Raw genomic sequence first — 15,948 nt, 5'->3', positions numbered from 1 at the left:
CGTCGAGCGCCCTGGACGACCCGTTCGCGCCGAGCGTCGCGTTCATGCCGGCGCTGACGATGTCGCTGTTCCTGTCCCAACGAGAACGACGTCCGGAAAGCGACGCTGCCGGCACGCCCGCGGGGCAGGTCCTCAAGTCCTCGTGCGGCAGCGGGTCGGACCACCGGCGACGGCCTCCACGACGACCGGCCACCCCGGATCGTCGACTTCCACCAGCTCGGCGATGTTCCGCACTTCTCCCCGACGAAAGAGCCCGGTCGTCCACAGCGGACGACCGGGCCCGATCCTGAGCGGGACTACCTCGCGAGACCGTCCTCGATCGCCTTGATGATCGCCGGCCGCAGCTCCGCGGCCGTGATGATCGCGTCGACCGCACCGACCTCCACCGCGCGCTGCACGCTGTGCACGCGGTCGAACTCGGCGGCCATCTCGTTGAGCTTCTCCGTCCGCACCGACTGCCGCGTGGACGACAGCTCGGCGGTCAGCGCGGCGCGCTCGGCACCGGAGGCCTCGGCCACGTCGGACTCCAGCTTCTTCACGCGCGGGTCGTTGGCCGTGCGGCCGTCGACCTCGCGGGCGAACACCACGGCCGCGGCGGGTGCGCCGCCGATGACCGAGGCGAAGGAGCCCTCGACCGCGAGCACCGTCATGGACGGGTTCAGGGCCTTCGAGAAGACCACGAACGCGCCGCCGTGGTAGCGCGAGATCACGGTGAAGACGATCGGGCCGCGGAAGTTGACGATCGCGCGGCCGATCTCGGCGCCGTACTCGAGCTGCAGCTCCCGCATCGACTCCGGTGAGCCGTCGAAGCCGGACAGGTTCGCGAGCACCACCAGCGGGCGGTTGCCCGAGGCCGCGTTGATGGCGCGGGCCGCCTTCTTCGACGACTTCGGGAACAACGTGCCGGCGGTGTAGGTGTCCGGGCCGTCGGTGGGCGGGAAGCCGGTGCGGGCCACGCCGCGCGACTCGACGCCCAGCAGCGTCACCGGGATGCCGCCGAGGTGCACGTCCTGCACGACGGCGGTGTCGGCGTCGGCCATGCCCGCCCACCGCTCCAGCACCTCGTGGTCCTGGTCGGACAGGGCGCGCATCACCGTGCGGATGTCGAACGGCTTCTTGCGGTCCGGGTTCGCCTCGGTCGAGAAGATCTCGCCGACCGTGGTGAACGGGCTGTCGCCGACGACGTGCGGGTACGACGAGACGTCCCGGGACGCGGGGTCCGACGTGGCGACGCGGCGCGGGCCGGCCTCACCGGGGGCGATGTAGCTGTGCTCGTAGTGGGCCAGCAGCACGTCGAACGCCGACCGCAGGTCCGGGGCCCAGTACTGCGCCTGGCCGTTCGGGCCCATGACGCGGTCGTAGCCGCCGATGCCGTAGTTGTCCTCGGCCGAGACGCCGCCGGAGAAGTCGAGCGCCTGCTTGCCGGTCAGCACCATCGCCGAGTCCGGCGTCATGACCAGGATGCCCTTGGTGTGCATGAGCATCGTGGCCTCGGCGTTCCAGTACGGCTGGGCGCCGACGTTGATGCCGTTGACGACGACGTTGATCTCGCCGCCGTCCTGCGTGAACTCGACGATCCGCTTGAGCGCCGCGGCCACCCAGTCCATGTTCTCGACACCGGAGCTCATCGAGATCTTCGCGCCGGACGACAGCGAGAACCACTCCAGCGGAACGGAGAGCTCCGACGCCAGGTCGAGGGCGTGGATCACCCGCGAGCACTCGGGCTCGGCCAGCGCGCCCAGCGACTTGGTCGGGTCGCCCAGCAGCACCACGCGCTTCATGCCCTCGGGGTACGCGGGCGTCGGCGTGGTCACCACACCGACGACGATGCCGGCCTTGTTGCCACCGCGCGGGCGGTCGACCGGCACCAGCGCGCCGTCGACGAGGTCGTGCTCGACGAACGAGCCGCCGTCGCCGACGAGCATGTCGACCAGCTCGTACGGGTAGATCGTGCCGCGCGACTGGGCGCGCAGGACGTTCTGCCGGTAGTCGTCGAGCGGCTGGATCGGGTCGGTCTGCGGCTGCACGAACGAGAACCGCACGCCCGAGCCGGCGTCCTGGGCGATCCGCACGCCGACGTCGCTGAGCTCGCCGGTCACGGGGTCCTTGCGGCGCGCCAGGAACAGCACCTCCTCGAGGTCGAGGCCCGTGGTCGTCGGCAGCACGCGCTGGCCGATCGCGTCCAGGTCCTTCGACGACAGGTCGGTGGGCGGCCACGCGTAGAGCACCACGCGGTTCGTCGCGAGACGGGTGCGGCCACCGGACTGCGCACGGGCGCGGCGGATGCCGTCGAGGCACGTGGCCAGCACGTCCTCCGCGGCGGGCAGGGCGACGATCCGGCCCTCGTCGTCGCGCAGCGGCGTCAGGTCGCGGACCTGGCCGAGCGCGACGAGGCGCTCGTCGGACTTGTTCGCCTTGGCCACCGCGCGGAACAGGTACACGTCCTCGTCCACGGAGGACAGACGGGTGAGGTCGAACTCGCGCAGGCGCTCGAGCTGCATGCGTTCGGCGATGCGCGGGTGGAGCCCGCGCACCAGCCTCTCCTCCGCGAACCCGCCGGACGACGGGCGGAACGTGAAGTGGTGGTGCATCGACTCGCCGCGGCGGCCCGCGACCGTGGTGGTGATGCGGGTGATCGTCGGCGGCAGCTGGTGCGCGGCCAGGGCGGCACCGAGCCCGGCGGCCATCTCGTCCTGGTCGGACGGACCGTCGGCCCAGTTCACGTAGAGATCGGCGACGACGGCGCTGCCCTCACCGTGCTTGACGACGTCACCGATGGCGTCGGTCAGCGACGGGAACTCCACCGCGGTCGAGATGAGCCGGGTCTGCTCCGGCTCGTTCTCCGCGATGAAGAACGAACCGCTGACGCGCGGGTTCTCCAGCGCCTTCTTGGTGTAGTAGCGGCGGGCCAGCACCTCCAGCAGCGGGGTGTTGTCCGCGCCGGGCTTGCCGATGCGCTGGCCGAGCAGACGCACCAGCGGTTCGGCCGACGCGACCATCGCGACGATCCGGTCCTCGCGGTCGGCGGCCCGCGGGTGCGCGTCGAGGTGGATCAGGTGCTTGCGGACCTCGCTGTGCACGCGGGCGCGGTTGCGGCGCACCAGCGGCTGCGCGAACCACGTGAACACGACGCTGCGCGCGAGGTCGGCGACCGCCGGGTAGCGGACCTGCGTCGCGGCGACGATGCGCTCCAGCACCAGGCCGACGCGCACCCGCTCGGACTCGACCGGCGGCGCCTCCTCGACCCACAGGCGCAGCAGGGCCGTCGCGACGGCCGCGTCGAACACACCGCGGCGCTGCGCCACGAAGATGCGGAAGACCGCCTGCTCCAGCTGCGGCGTGCGATCCAGCTCGGTGATGCCGTAGTGGCCCATCACGTTCGCCAGCTTGGCGCGGAAGCTCTCCGGCAGCGCCGCGCGGTCCGCGTCGAGCGTCTTCAGGTAGGTGTGGAAGTGCTCGCGCGGGGAGTGGATGTGGTTCTCGGGCTTGCTCTCCTCGCCCGCGGGACGGTTGCGCGAGAGGTCGCACAGGTCGGCGAAGATGCCGAGCAGCTGCGCCTCCGCGACGAGCGGCCGTTCCTTCAGGTCCTGCCGTGCGCGCAGGTAGTCGGTCAGCACGCGGTCGGTGTCCGCGGCGGTGGTGTCGAAGCCCAGCAGCAACGCCCGCAGGTCGTCCTGACCGCGTGCGGCGAGCTCCTCGGGGCGGACGTCCGTGCGCGGGGCCGGCAGCTCCAGCTCGACCGACGACTCGGGCTTCGCCACGTCGGCGGCGCCGGAGGAGTCCTCGACCTCCTCGAGCTTCAGCAACGCGCCACCGGCGGGCACCTGCGTGCCGACGACGACGTTGAGCTCCTTCAGGCGGGCGCGGAACGGCGCGCGCAGCACCGTCTCCATCTTCATCGCCTCGAGCACCAGGACCGGGGCACCGGCCTCGACCTCGGCACCGACCGCGAGCGGCGTGGCGACGACCAGCGCGGGCATGGGCGAGCGCAGGACGCCGCCCTCGTCGCGGGTGACGCGGTGCGTGACGCCGTCGACCTCGACCTGGTGGACCGGGCCGTGCGTGCCGGTGACGACGCGGAACCGCGTGCCGTTGACGGTGATCTGGCCGACGTGGTGGTCGAAGCGCTCGACGTCGACGTCCCCGGTCAGCACCGCGTCGGAGTCCGCCGCGCACACGCCGACGCGGTACTTCGCGGGACCGACGCGGGCGACGTTCACGATGTAGGGCTGGCCGCGCAGCACGAACTCCAGCTTGCGCGCGCCCTCGTGGTTCGTGCGCGGCTGGCCGCCGCGGGCGGACGCCAGCAGCTCGGAGCGGTTGATCTGCTCCTCGTCCTCGTAGACCTCGATGCCGGCCGCGGCCAGCGCGATCGCGGAGTGGCGGTGCGAGACCAGGCCGCCGTCGGCGCGGACGCGGTCGATCCACGAGGTGTCGGCGGAGCCGTCGACCACGGCGGGCTCGTCGAGCAGGTCGAGCACGAAGCTCTTGTTGGTCGTGCCGCCCTCGATGATGACCGTGGTCTCGGCCATCGCGCGGCGCAGCTTGCCGAGCGCCTCGTCGCGGTCGCGGCCGTACGCGATGATCTTGGCGATCATCGAGTCGAAGTCGGCGGGGATCTGCGAGCCCTCGGCGACACCGGTGTCGACGCGGATGCCGGGCCCGGCGGGCAGCTCCAGGCGAACGATCGTGCCGGGGCACGGCGCGAAGTCGCGGTCCGGGTCCTCGGCGTTCAGGCGCGCCTCGACGGCGTGGCCCTGCTCGACGGGCTTGGCGCCTTCGAGCTTGCCGCCACCGGCGACGTGCAGCTGCGCCTTGACGAGGTCGAAGCCCGTGGTGATCTCGGTGATCGGGTGCTCGACCTGCAGGCGGGTGTTGACCTCGAGGAACGCGAAGAGCTTCTCCCCGGGGTGGTAGAGGAACTCGACGGTGCACGCGCCGCGGTAGCCCACCGCGTTCGCGAGCCGCTCGGCCGAGGCCTTGAGCTCGTCGACCTGGTGCTGCTCCAGCACGCAGGAAGCCGACTCCTCGATGATCTTCTGGTTGCGCCGCTGCACCGAGCAGTCGCGGACGCCGAGCGCCCACGCCGTGCCCTGGCCGTCGGCGATGACCTGCACCTCGACGTGCCGGGCGCCGGTGACGAGGCGCTCCAGGAACATCACGCCGGAGCCGAACGCGCGTTCGGCCTCCAGGCTGGTGCGCTCGAAGTTCTCCTCCATCTCCTCGGGACAGGTGATCTTGCGGATGCCGCGGCCACCACCACCGGCGGTCGCCTTCAGCATCAGCGGGTAGGTGACCTCCTCGGCCACCTTGAGCGCGTGCTCGAGGTTCTCGACGGCGCCGCGGCTCCACGGCGCGACGGGCACGCCGACCTCCTCGGCGATCAGCTTCGAGCCGATCTTGTCACCGAGCTTGCGCATGGCCTCGGCGGACGGCCCGACGAAGGTGACCCCGACCTTCTCGCACAGCTCGGCGAACTCGGGGATCTCGGCGACGAAGCCCCAGCCGACCCACGCGGCGTCGGCCTTCGTCTCGACGAGGGCCTTCTCCAGCACCTGGAGGTTCAGGTACGGGCGGTCGGCCGCCAAACCGAGGTTGTAGGCGAGGTCGGCTTCCCTCACGAAGGGCGCCGACTTGTCGACATCGGTGTACAGGGCAACGGTCTCGATCCGTTCCCCTGACTCGGCGGCGAGTTCACGGACGGCGTGGATCAGCCGCATTGCGGCTTCCCCGCGGTTGACGATCGCTACACGACTGAACAACGACTTCTCTCCTCGCGGACAGACAACCTCAGCGGCAGTCGCCGCCCAATCGATGTACACACTCTCGTCTACTACCCGGTAACAAAACCGCTGGAGGGGAACGAGTTGAGCAGCGTGCTTTGTATGAAATCAACAAGGCGCCAGGTCCTCGGCACAGCTTCACTTGAGCCCGTGTCCCAACTCACCGCCGCGGCCACGAGCGGTGGCGCCGTTGTCGTCAGGACCGTGGGACGCGGATCACGCTCCCCGGGGTGATGGTGTCGGGGTCGGTGATGACGTGCGGGTTCGCCCGCACCAGCCGCGGGTAGAGGTTGCCGGCGCCGTAGAAGTGCGTGGCGATCCCCCACAGCGTGTCGCCGGGCTTGACCTCGTACTCCTGGTAGACGCGGTAGCCGGGCACGATCCGCGGCCCGTACACGACCGGCACGATGACCTTGTCGAGCTCCGCGCCGTCCTTCGGCGACTGCCAGAACACCTCGACGAAGAGCCGGTCGAGCGCGAACGACGCACCCGAGACGTCGACCTCGATCTGGAACTGGCCGTGGCCGCCGCCCCCGTCGCCTGCCGTGAAGCCGCCCACGACCTCGTCGTGGCCTTCGTGGATCCGGTAGCCGAACTGCGCCTCGAACGCCCCGCCCGCGGTACCCGCGACCTGGACGCGGCTCCCGACCAGGCCGAGCGGCCGGGGCTGCTGGATGTCGATGGACATGACTTCCCCTTCCTCCCGCTGATGAGGTCGCGGGAAGCAAGAGGGTCGTTGCCGGGGTTCACCCCGGTGGCGCAACGGCTGGTGGTGGAGGTCGGAGTCGAACCGACTCTGCGCGAGGGCTCCCGTTTTACGGACGGGCGGGGCTCCACAGCCCCTTCTCCACCATTGTTCGTTCATTCTTCGAATGCACGAAAAAGCCGCCCGACTCGCTGTGCGCGGGTGGGCGGCTCTCGACGTCGGTGAGGCGTTACGGCGTCACGACGGAGAGCCTGAGCTGGGCGGATAGCTGTGATAACGGCGCATGCGGATCAGTTTGCCGGACCACTCGCGGCGGCGCCAGCCATTTCTCGCGGACGTCCGGAAAACGCGGTTCCGGCCTCAGGCGGTGTCCGCGGCGGAAATCGCGGCGCGGACGAGCACCTCACCGACTCCGGTGGAGCCGTCCGGCGCGTCCGCGATCACCGGGATGGAGGCGTCGCGGGAGTTCATTCCGGCCAGCGCCGGGTAGCCACGTCGCATGCGACCAGTTCAAAAGGCCTCCGCAGCGGTCGGCGCGGCGTTCCTGCTCGTCGGGGTGCTCGGGTTCATCCCCGGGATCACCTCGCGCTACGACGAGCTGGCCTTCGCCGGCCACTCCGGTGCCCTCCTGTTCGGCATCTTCGCCGTGTCCGTGCTGCACAACCTCGTGCACCTGCTCTTCGGCGTGCTCGGCCTGCTCGCCGCGAAGAGGGCCCAGGCCGCCCGCGCGTTCCTGATGGTCGGCGGCGGCCTCTACGTGTTCCTGTGGGTCTACGGCTCGGCGATCGGTGAGCACACCGACTCGAACTTCCTGCCGGTCAACACCGCCGACAACTGGCTGCACCTGGGCCTCGGCGCCGGAATGCTCCTGCTCGGCGTGGTGACCACCGCGGTCGAACGCGCCCGCAGCAAGTCGCCCGTCAACTGAACCGGGTCAGTTGAGCAGGGCGATCGACAGGTTCAGCGCCGCCGCGAAGCTCACCCAGGCCAGGTAGGGCACGAGGAGCAGAGCGGCGGCCCTGTTCCGCCGCCGGAACGCCACGACCAGCGCGGCGATCGCGAGCCACAGGACGACGATCTCGGCGAACGCCACCCAGAACCAGCCGAGACCGAAGAACAACGGCGTCCACGCCGCGTTGAGCACGAGCTGCCCGCCGAACAACGCCAGCTCGCCGCGCGTGGCACCGGACCGCCAGGCGAGCCAGCCCGAGACGGCGATCATCACGTAGAGCGTCGTCCACACCGGGCCGAACAACCACGCGGGCGGCGCCCAGGACGGCTGCTCCAGCGCCGTGTAGGCCGAGCCGGCGGAGACGGAGAACAGCGAGCCCACCACGGCGGTGACCAGCACCGCCCCCGCGAACAGGGCGAGCGCGCGGACCGGGTGCCGTTCGGATGCGAGCGTCATGCGACGCAGGTACCCGTTCACCGTCCCGGCGAAGCTCACACGATCCCGAGTTCGGCCGCCCGGCTCGGCCTGGCGCGCTCGGCGGGCGTCCGGCGGTAGGACTCCCCGCCGGACGCCCGCGCCGCGCTACTTCCTCTTGCCGCTGAACAGGTCCTTGACCTGGTTGCCGCGCCGCCGCAGGCCCCACTTCGTCACGCGGATCAGCGCCTCGCGGACGATGTTGCCGCTCATCTTCGACTCGCCGAACTCGCGCTCCTGGAACGTGATCGGCACCTCGCGGACCCGGAAGCCCAGCTCGAGCGTCCGCCACAGCAGGTCGATCTGGAAGCAGTAGCCCGCGGAGGCGACCGAGGCGAGGTTGAGCTTGCGCAGGGTGTCCGCGCGGAACGCCCGGTAGCCGCCCGTCATGTCGCGGATGTTCGCGCCCAGGGCGAGCCGCGAGTACAGCGAGCCGCCCAGCGAGAGCAGCTTGCGCTGCGCCGGCCAGTTCACGACCTCGCCGCCCGGCACCCAGCGCGAACCGAGCACCAGGTCGGCCTGGGGCAGGGCGTCGAGCAGCCGGTGCAGCTGTTCGGGGGCGTGCGACCCGTCGGCGTCCATCTCGCACACGACGCCGTAGTCCCGCTCCAGCGCCCACTGGAAGCCCGCGACGTACGCGGCGCCCAGACCGGCCTTCACGGTGCGGTGCATCACGTGGACCCGGTCGTCCGCGGCCGCCATCTCGTCGGCGAGCTGCCCGGTGCCATCGGGGCTGCCGTCGTCGACCACCAGCACGTGCACGTCGGGCAGTGCCGTGTGCAGCCTCTTGACGATCTTTCCGATGTTGTCCCGCTCGTTGTAGGTCGGGATCACCACCAGCACCTGCCCGAGTTCCTGGTCAGGCTGCTGCGCCATTCGAGTCCTTCCGTCGTCGTGTGAAGCCCAGCGCCAACGCCACAAGGCCCGCAGCGGTGATCACCCACTCGGGCCAGGCTCCTAGCCGAGTCGCCAGCGTAGTCTGTGACCTCAGCGGCAGTGTCGCGACCAAGGCGTCCGGCTCGAACAGCCCTGTCTTCCGAGTGACGGAACCGTCGGGTTCGACGATCGCGCTGACGCCCGAGGTGGCGGCCACCACGACCGCCCTGCCGTGCTCGACGGCGCGGACCCTGGACATGGAAAGCTGCTGGTAGGTCATCTCCGTGTAGCCGAACGTGGCGTTGTTCGTCGGGATGGCGATGAGCGTCGCGCCGGCCGTCACGGAGTCGCGGACCACTGAGTCGAACGCCACTTCGTAACACGTGTCGATCGCGACCTTCGCGGGTCCCATGACGAAACCCTCCGGGTCCGTGCCGGGCTGGAAGACGCCCGCCCGGTCGACCTCGGACGCGAACAGCCGGAAGAACGACCGCATGGGCATCGTCTCGCCGAAGGGCTGCAGCTTGCGCTTCGTGTAGGTGTCCGTCGGCCCCTTCTCGGGGTCCCAGAGCACCACCTGGTTGCGCGGCAGCCCGTCGGTGCGGTCGAGCACCACCGCACCGACCGCGACCGGTGCCTTGATCGCCTTCGCGGCCGCGTCGATCACCGCGGCGGCGTCGGCGTTGCGGAACGGGTCGATGTCGGAGGAGTTCTCCGGCCAGATCACGACGTCGGGCTGCTCGGCCCTGCCCGCGGCGACGTCGGCCGCGAGCTGCGTCGTCCGCTTGGCGTGGTTGTCGAGCACCGCCCGGCGCTGGGCGTTGAAGTCGAGCCCGGCGCGCGGCACGTTGCCCTGGATCGCGGCGACCGTGACCGTCCCGGCGGACGGGTCCACGCCGACGGGCACGACCAGTCCCGCCACCACCGGCACCGCGACCAGCGGCAGGCCGAGCTTCCAGTTCCTCACGAGCCAGAACAGCCCGAACCCGGACAGCACCACCGCGAACGTCACGAGCGGCGCACCGCCCAGCGACGCGAGGGGCAGGAACCAGCCCTCCGGCTGCCCGAACGCGATCTTGCCCCAGGTGAAGCCGCCGAACGGGAACACCCCGCGCAACGCCTCGTCCGCCACCCACAGGCACGCCGCCCACAGCGGCCAGCCGGGCACCCGCGAGACGAGTGCCATCGCCGTCGTGCCGAGCGAGATCATCAACGCGCACGCCAGCGACAGCGGCAGCGAGGCGACCAGCCCGACGAACTCACCGGTCCACTGCAGCAACGGCACCATGAACCCGAGCCCGAACAACAGCCCGTATCCGAAGCCGGCGCGCGCACGCTTGCCGTGGATCACATGCGCGAGCACCGCGAAGCCGACCGGCGCCAGGAACCACAGGGGGCGCGGCGGGAAGCTGAGGTAGACGAGCACTCCGCCCGCGACGGCGAGCGCCATGCGCGCGAGCAGCGGAAAGCTCACCTTCCGCCGGCGGGCGGGTGAGTGCGGCGATTCCGGCGCGACGGGGGGTGCGACCACCCGGCCAGCCTACGAGGCCGGAAGTGGGCGGGACGTGTGACCCACGTCGATCCCGTGCCGGCACGACTGTCCACAGACGACGAACATCGGCCTGCCGGAGCTCGCGGCGCACCGCCCCGCCCGGTCCCCTGCGCGCGGCCGGCAAGCCCGCCCCGTTCGCCGAGGCCGAGTTCCGGGACGGGGACATTCGGGTGCGTGGCGCATTGGCCGTCGACGACTATTGGGGTGAACCGCCGTTGAGCGAAATGGCGGACAGCTGGTTCGACACCTGCCACGTGGACTATTTCGACAACGATGGCCACCCGCACTTGAACGAACGCGGCAAAGACGTCATCGTGACCGGCAGGACTTCTGACAACGTTTACTCGCGACTCCTCGACGGCTTCGTCGTCACGCATCCCGGCGTCCGGCACGCGGTGGCCGCCGAGTGCCTGACGAGGCACTCGACCAGGTCGTGCACCTGTTCCCGGTCACCGGCGGACCGGATGCCGACGCCATCGGCATTCGAGACCCGGTGGCCGACGAATTGAGCGAGCTCTACCGGCTGCCGGGCGTCACGGCCGTCCCGGAAGTGCCGCCGGCGAAAGCCGGAAAGGCGGACAAGCGCAAGCTCCGCCGGAAGTTTCGGTAAGGTTCCACGTAAATCAGGAGGTGACGGATGCCCCGTCCAAGCGTGGAAGCCGAACGCAAGGCGCAGATCCTCGCGTCCACCTGCAAGGTGATCGCGGCCGAGGGCTTCCGCCACCTCCGGGTGTCCGACGTCGCCAAGGACGCGGGCGTCTCCGGTGGCACGGTCCACTACTACTTCGAGACCAAGCGCGAGCTCACCGACGCCGCGTTCGAGCACTGCTTCGAGCTGTCGGTCAAGCGCCGCCGCTGGATCCTCGAGTCCGACGAGCCCCCGCTGTCCCGCCTGCGCATGGTGGTCGAGTCGTACCTCCCCGAGGGCGCCGAGACCGTCGAGGCGTGGAAGGTCTGGGCCGAACTGTGGGTCGAGGCCATCCGCAGCCCCGAACTGCAGGAGCTCAACGAGCGCTTCTACGGCGAGTGGCGCGACATCGTGGCGGGCATCTTCCGCGACGGCCAGGCCTCCGGCGAGATCGTGGCGCCCGGTGACCCGGTCGAGCTGGCGAACATGATGGTGAGCATGCTCGACGGCCTCGCCCTGCAGGTGCTGGCCGGGTCGAAGGCCATGACGGTCGACACGATGCGCACCACGTGCCTGAGGTTCGTGGACCAGCTCACCACCGTGTCCGTCGGCTGACGCTTCGCGGGCCGGTGCTGTTGCGGTCCGGACCCCCGGTATCGGGTGACGTGGCTCATCCGGGTCAAATCAGGGTTGGTCCCGATGCAACAAACCGCGGATCCTGGGCATCCTGGGTACATGACCACGACAGTTGCTTTGAGCAGGCCCAGGACCAACCGGATGATCGCGGGTGTCTGCGCGGGGCTCGCCCAGCGCTGGGGGATGAAGGCGAGCACCGTGCGCCTTCTGTTCCTGCTGTCCTGCCTTCTGCCCGGACCGCAGTTCGTCGTCTACATCGTGCTCTGGGTGATCATGCCCAGCCGCAACTACTGATCAGCCCGCTGCCCCGTGCCGCTCACCGGCACGGGGATCAGCACGTTCCACCGCCACCGAGCCACTCGCGCAAGGCGCCGTCGCGTCCCCACGCCCAGTCGCACGAGTCCTGTTGTCCTGGAACTGATCCGGTGAAGGCGAGCCGCGGCAGCTGCGATTCCTCCTGCCGCCGGGGTGCGGGCGGCGTGGCCACGGGTGTCGATCATCGTCGAGTTCGACGATGATCGACACGACAGTCGTCGCCACACTTCCCGCACCGCGTCGATCCCGATGTGGTCCGGGCACCCGCCGGCAGCAGACGGAGCACCGTCTTCGGGGCTGCCCTCCTCCGAGTGGTAGCCGTGCTGTCGCCAGGAACCTCCGGCGGTTACCGGCTTTGCTCGGAAGGTATGCCCGCCAGCTCCTCCATCAGGCTCGTGAACGCCTCCGGTTGCACTCGGAACCATCCGTCGAACGGCTGTGTCATCCCCACGCACAACACGCACACAAGCGCCAGCACGGCCGAGGTGAGGCTCATCTGCAAGAAGTGCCGCTTGCGCGCGGTGAAACCGATCAGCATCGGGTAGATGACCATCGCGACGGCCCCGACGATCGTCCCGACCAGCATGATCCTGCCGGTGTTGCCGATGCCGCTCGCCGAGTCGAGCCGGTCGCGCCGCAGGTCGGTGATCTCCCTCATCCGTTCGAGCGAGCGTTCCCGCGCGCTCCTCACCTCCTCCGGGGTGGAGGGCAGGCCGAGGATCTCGACGTGCAGCGCGTGGAGCGTCTCGGTGGTCTTGCCGTCCGACTCCCCCACCTCGAGCTTCGGCCACTCCCGGTAGGCCACCAGCTTCGGGTACTCGGCCAGCAGCGAGCGGATGTGATCGCGCTGGGGTTGCGGCATGGCGGCCGTCTGCCAGTAGACGTCGGCGACGGCGGCGGCCTCCCTCGCGGCGTTGCCCTCGGCGACGCCGCCCTCCTCCCAGACGATCACCATGTAGAAGGCCAGCGCGACGATGAACAGGCCGCTGATCACCGCGCCGAGGAAGCCGCGCGAGTCCGCGTCCCGGTCGTCGGCCTGCTCGTGGGCCCGTGACCGCCCGAAGAGCAGGAGGGCTGCCGCCGTGACGACCACCGAAGCGAGAATGACTACCAGCCCGGTCCACATGACCTCCATCTCCCCACAGCGGACACCGTTTGACCACCAACACCACGCTTCCCGGCACTGTTGTGCGCTCGACGGGGGCAACGGGCGTTGATCATGGGCACGTTCCGTCCACATCGGATCCCAGATGCCGAAGGCGTTGACACGAACAGGAGAACCGAGGCCGTCCGTCCTCGACGGAGAGTGAGGACATCATGATCCACGCCCGGTGACAACCGGGGCGGAGCGTGCCAACCTGGGCCGATCCCGACCCGGAAAGGCGTGGCATGCGTGCACCGATCCTCCTCGCCGTCGTACTGCTGGTTCCCCTGCTGGCACCCGGCCCGCCGGTGGCCGCGGACGAGGTGTGGCGCACGCAGTTCGACGCGGCGGTGTACGGGGACGTCACGGTCATCGGCAACTCCGTCCTGAGCTGTCCGACGCCCGAGCAGGCCGGGCCCAACCCGAAGTACCCGCCGAAGTCCTGCGTGGACGCGCTGGAGCGCAAGGGCCAGGGCCCGTCAGCGCTGAACAACAGCCACCGCATGTCCTGGACCGACGTCGACGACGACCCGGCGACGTTCAACTCCTCCGGGGCCCAGCTGGCGATCCCGCCCGGCGCCACCGTCGCCCACGCGAAGCTCGGCTGGGCGGGCAGCGCCGCCTGCCGCGACGCGGTCGCACCTCCCGGCTCGCCCCGCGACCCGGTCGTCCTCAACGGCACGCGGGTCAGCCCCGGCCGGTTCGTCCAGGACTCCCCCGACGACCTCTCGCACACCGACAACGCCTTCTACAGCGCCGAAGCCGACGTCACCCGCGCACTGACCAGCGGCACCGTGACCGTGGGCAACGTCTGGGCACCGCAGGGGTTCGACTGCTTCGGCGGCTGGTCGCTGACGGTCGTGTGGAAGTTCGAAGGCCCCACCGCGGCGGCACCGGCCCGGCGCCACGTCGCGGTGCACGGCGGCCACGTCCGGCTCCCCACGAAGAAGGCGGCGCTGACCACCCCGATCGCGCCCACGCACCCCGCCGGAGGAGCGATCCGGGTGGGGTTGACCGCCTACGAGGGCGACTGGGCCACGGACGGCGACCAACTGCTGGTCAACGGCACCCCCGTCGGCGAGCGCAACGCGTTCATGTCATCCGCGCAGGGCGCACCGCACCTCAACAACATGAGCGTCGACGCGCGCACATTCACCCTCGGCGAGAACGTCCTCAAACCCGGCAGCAAGAGCGCCGAACTGGAGTTCAGGAGAGCCGACGACGCGTTCCTGGTGCAGAACGTCGCCTGGTCGTTCCCGCTGCCCGAGCTCACGCTGGAGGTGACGCCCGAGCAGCCCGCGGCGCACCCCGGGACCACCGTCACGCAGACCGCGACGATCACCAACACCGGTGACGCGCCCGCGGCCGGGGTGTCGGTGTGCGGCCAGCAGGTCGGCACGGTCGAGTCGCACACCACGGTGACCCGCACCTGCTCGTCCACGGCGGCGGACGACGACTACCAGGCCATCGTCGCGGTGAGCGGGAGCAGCCTCGCCGGTGACCAGCTCGCGGTGCGGAAGGCGTCGGCGGTCGACGTGCTGCACCCGGCGTTGCGCGCGATGGCCACGACCGAGGCGATGACCGCGCTGCCGGGCCAGGCCGTGAAGTTCACGACGACCGTCACGAACACCGGCGACACCCCGCTCTACGACCTCAGCGCCCGCGCGGCGTCGGGGTGCGAGCGCATGCAGGGCCAGCTCGACCCCGGCGCGATCTCCGCTGTCGACTGCACGGCGCCCGCGGGCGACGAGAGCGGCACGCTGACCGCCACCGTCACGGCGTCGGACAAGATCGGCGGCAAGGTCGAGGCGACGGCGTCCACGCGGGTCGAGGTCGTCTACCCGCGGCTGACGATCAGCGCGCTGTGGTCGAAGGACCGCGCCCGGGACGGCGAGGTCGTCACCGTGACCATCACGATCACGAACCTGTCGGACCTGCCGATCACCGACGTCCGCGTCGAGGGCGAGCCCGCCGCGTGCCGCCGGGTGTTCCCGGTGCTGCTACCGCGCCAGCGCATCACCTACACGTGCCAGGTCATCGCGCCGGTGAACTCCCGGCTGACGGTGTCCGGCGCGGGAGCGGGTACCGCGATCAGCGAGAGCACCGTCGTGCGGATCGCCTCGGTGACCGCGCCGCCGCCGTCCGAGCCGGAACGACCCACGCCACCCGGCGAACCGGCGCCTCCCCGTCCGGTCGCGCACGCGCAGCCGGTGTCGAAACCGGCGGTCGGCGGTCTGGCCGCCCTGCTCGGCGTGGTCGGCATGCTGGTCGTCGCGGCCGCGCTGTCCGGGCTGGGCCGCCGCTGACAAATGAGGTAGAAGGACCTCATGGAGATCACCGCCTTCCTGGAGCGCAAGCTGGCCCGCCGGTTCCGCACGTACGACACCGACGGCGACGGTTTCATCGAGCGCGAGGACTTCACACAGGCGGGCGAGCGCACCACGGAGGCGTTCGGGCTGGCGGCCGACGACCCGAAAGCGGTCCGGTTCCACGCGCAGCTGGCCGGGTTGTGGGAGCTGCTCTCGTCGGTCGCCGACACCGACGGCGACGGGCGGATCAGCGTCGAGGAGTACAAGACGGCGTTCGCGAACGGGCTGCTGGAGACGCCCACGTCGTTCGACGAGCACTACGTGCCGTTCCTGGACGCGGTGATGGCGATCGCGGACTCCGACGGCGACGGCGGGCTGACCCTCGAGGAGCACGTGCGGTGGACGGGCGCGCTCATGAACCTCTCCGAACGCGACGCGCGCGGGATCCACGACCTGCTGTCCGACGAGGACGGGTTGCTGGCCACCAAGGCGCTGCTGGAGGCGATCCGGGAGTTCTACTTCTCGGAGGACCCGGCCGAGGCCGGCAACTGGCTGCTGGGGTCGTTGGACTGA

Annotated in this window: 13 protein-coding genes and 1 tRNA gene; 6 read left to right on the top strand and 8 right to left on the bottom strand. The window is 70.5% G+C overall.

The window, feature by feature from the left end; genetic code table 11:
- Nucleotides 1-296: 296 nt before the first annotated feature.
- From BLQ91_RS20815 to BLQ91_RS41470, 4 genes are all read right to left on the bottom strand, one after another.
- A complete protein-coding gene (locus BLQ91_RS20815) occupies nucleotides 297-5,762 on the bottom strand; it encodes an ATP-binding protein (RefSeq protein ID WP_090098856.1) in 5,466 nt (1,821 codons plus the stop codon).
- 217 nt (nucleotides 5,763-5,979) lie between these two features.
- Complete coding sequence (locus BLQ91_RS20810; RefSeq protein WP_090098854.1) at nucleotides 5,980-6,471, bottom strand: LysM peptidoglycan-binding domain-containing protein; 492 nt, start codon at nucleotides 6,469-6,471, stop codon at nucleotides 5,980-5,982.
- 79 nt (nucleotides 6,472-6,550) lie between these two features.
- A tRNA-Tyr gene (locus tag BLQ91_RS41475) sits at nucleotides 6,551-6,635 on the bottom strand.
- Nucleotides 6,636-6,849: 214 nt separating this feature from the next.
- Entirely contained in the window at nucleotides 6,850-6,990 is a 141-nt protein-coding gene (locus tag BLQ91_RS41470) for a hypothetical protein (protein WP_176959861.1), read from the bottom strand.
- On the opposite strand from BLQ91_RS41470, the gene BLQ91_RS20805 reads away from it, so the two are divergent.
- Nucleotides 6,989-7,417 (top strand): DUF4383 domain-containing protein, encoded by a 429-nt coding sequence (locus tag BLQ91_RS20805; protein ID WP_090098852.1) that lies wholly within the window; start codon nucleotides 6,989-6,991, stop codon nucleotides 7,415-7,417. The two genes, BLQ91_RS41470 and BLQ91_RS20805, sit on opposite strands and share 2 nt — an antisense overlap.
- A gap of 6 nt (nucleotides 7,418-7,423) precedes the next feature.
- Here BLQ91_RS20805 and BLQ91_RS20800 read toward each other — a convergent pair whose 3' ends face one another.
- From BLQ91_RS20800 to lnt, 3 genes are all read right to left on the bottom strand, one after another.
- The gene (locus BLQ91_RS20800; RefSeq protein WP_090099180.1) at nucleotides 7,424-7,897 is read right to left on the bottom strand and encodes a TspO/MBR family protein; all 474 of its coding nucleotides are present in this window, start codon (nucleotides 7,895-7,897) and stop codon (nucleotides 7,424-7,426) included.
- Between the two features lie 126 nt (nucleotides 7,898-8,023).
- A complete protein-coding gene (locus BLQ91_RS20795; protein WP_090098850.1) occupies nucleotides 8,024-8,791 on the bottom strand; it encodes a polyprenol monophosphomannose synthase in 768 nt (255 codons plus the stop codon).
- Nucleotides 8,775-10,322, bottom strand: a complete 1,548-nt coding sequence (gene lnt, locus BLQ91_RS20790) for an apolipoprotein N-acyltransferase (protein WP_245733695.1) — start codon at nucleotides 10,320-10,322, stop codon at nucleotides 8,775-8,777. Before lnt ends, BLQ91_RS20795 begins: the two co-directional genes overlap by 17 nt.
- A gap of 427 nt (nucleotides 10,323-10,749) precedes the next feature.
- Here lnt and BLQ91_RS20785 point away from each other — a divergent pair, with 427 nt between their 5' ends.
- From BLQ91_RS20785 to BLQ91_RS20775, 3 genes are all read left to right on the top strand, one after another.
- Complete coding sequence (locus tag BLQ91_RS20785) at nucleotides 10,750-10,953, top strand: hypothetical protein (RefSeq protein WP_090098846.1); 204 nt, start codon at nucleotides 10,750-10,752, stop codon at nucleotides 10,951-10,953.
- Nucleotides 10,954-10,980: 27 nt separating this feature from the next.
- Nucleotides 10,981-11,586 (top strand): TetR/AcrR family transcriptional regulator, encoded by a 606-nt coding sequence (locus tag BLQ91_RS20780; RefSeq protein WP_090098844.1) that lies wholly within the window; start codon nucleotides 10,981-10,983, stop codon nucleotides 11,584-11,586.
- 120 nt (nucleotides 11,587-11,706) lie between these two features.
- On the top strand, nucleotides 11,707-11,901 hold the full coding sequence (locus BLQ91_RS20775) for a PspC domain-containing protein (protein WP_090098842.1): 195 nt from the start codon (nucleotides 11,707-11,709) through the stop codon (nucleotides 11,899-11,901).
- A 367-nt stretch (nucleotides 11,902-12,268) separates the two neighbouring features.
- On the opposite strand, the gene BLQ91_RS20770 is transcribed toward BLQ91_RS20775, so the two are convergent.
- Nucleotides 12,269-13,015, bottom strand: a complete 747-nt coding sequence (locus tag BLQ91_RS20770; RefSeq protein ID WP_218130343.1) for a bestrophin-like domain — start codon at nucleotides 13,013-13,015, stop codon at nucleotides 12,269-12,271.
- Between the two features lie 296 nt (nucleotides 13,016-13,311).
- On the opposite strand from BLQ91_RS20770, the gene BLQ91_RS20765 reads away from it, so the two are divergent.
- Together BLQ91_RS20765 and BLQ91_RS20760 are read left to right on the top strand one after the other, a co-directional pair.
- A complete protein-coding gene (locus tag BLQ91_RS20765) occupies nucleotides 13,312-15,372 on the top strand; it encodes a hypothetical protein (RefSeq protein WP_090098837.1) in 2,061 nt (686 codons plus the stop codon).
- Between the two features lie 21 nt (nucleotides 15,373-15,393).
- Nucleotides 15,394-15,948, top strand: coding sequence for an EF-hand domain-containing protein (locus BLQ91_RS20760; protein WP_090098835.1), 555 nt, complete (start codon nucleotides 15,394-15,396; stop codon nucleotides 15,946-15,948).

This window comes from Lentzea jiangxiensis, from assembly GCF_900104175.1.
Lineage (GTDB): Bacteria > Actinomycetota > Actinomycetes > Mycobacteriales > Pseudonocardiaceae > Lentzea > Lentzea jiangxiensis.
The sequence above is the reverse complement of the archived record's forward strand: the minus strand, read 5'-3'. Positions and strand labels throughout refer to the sequence as shown.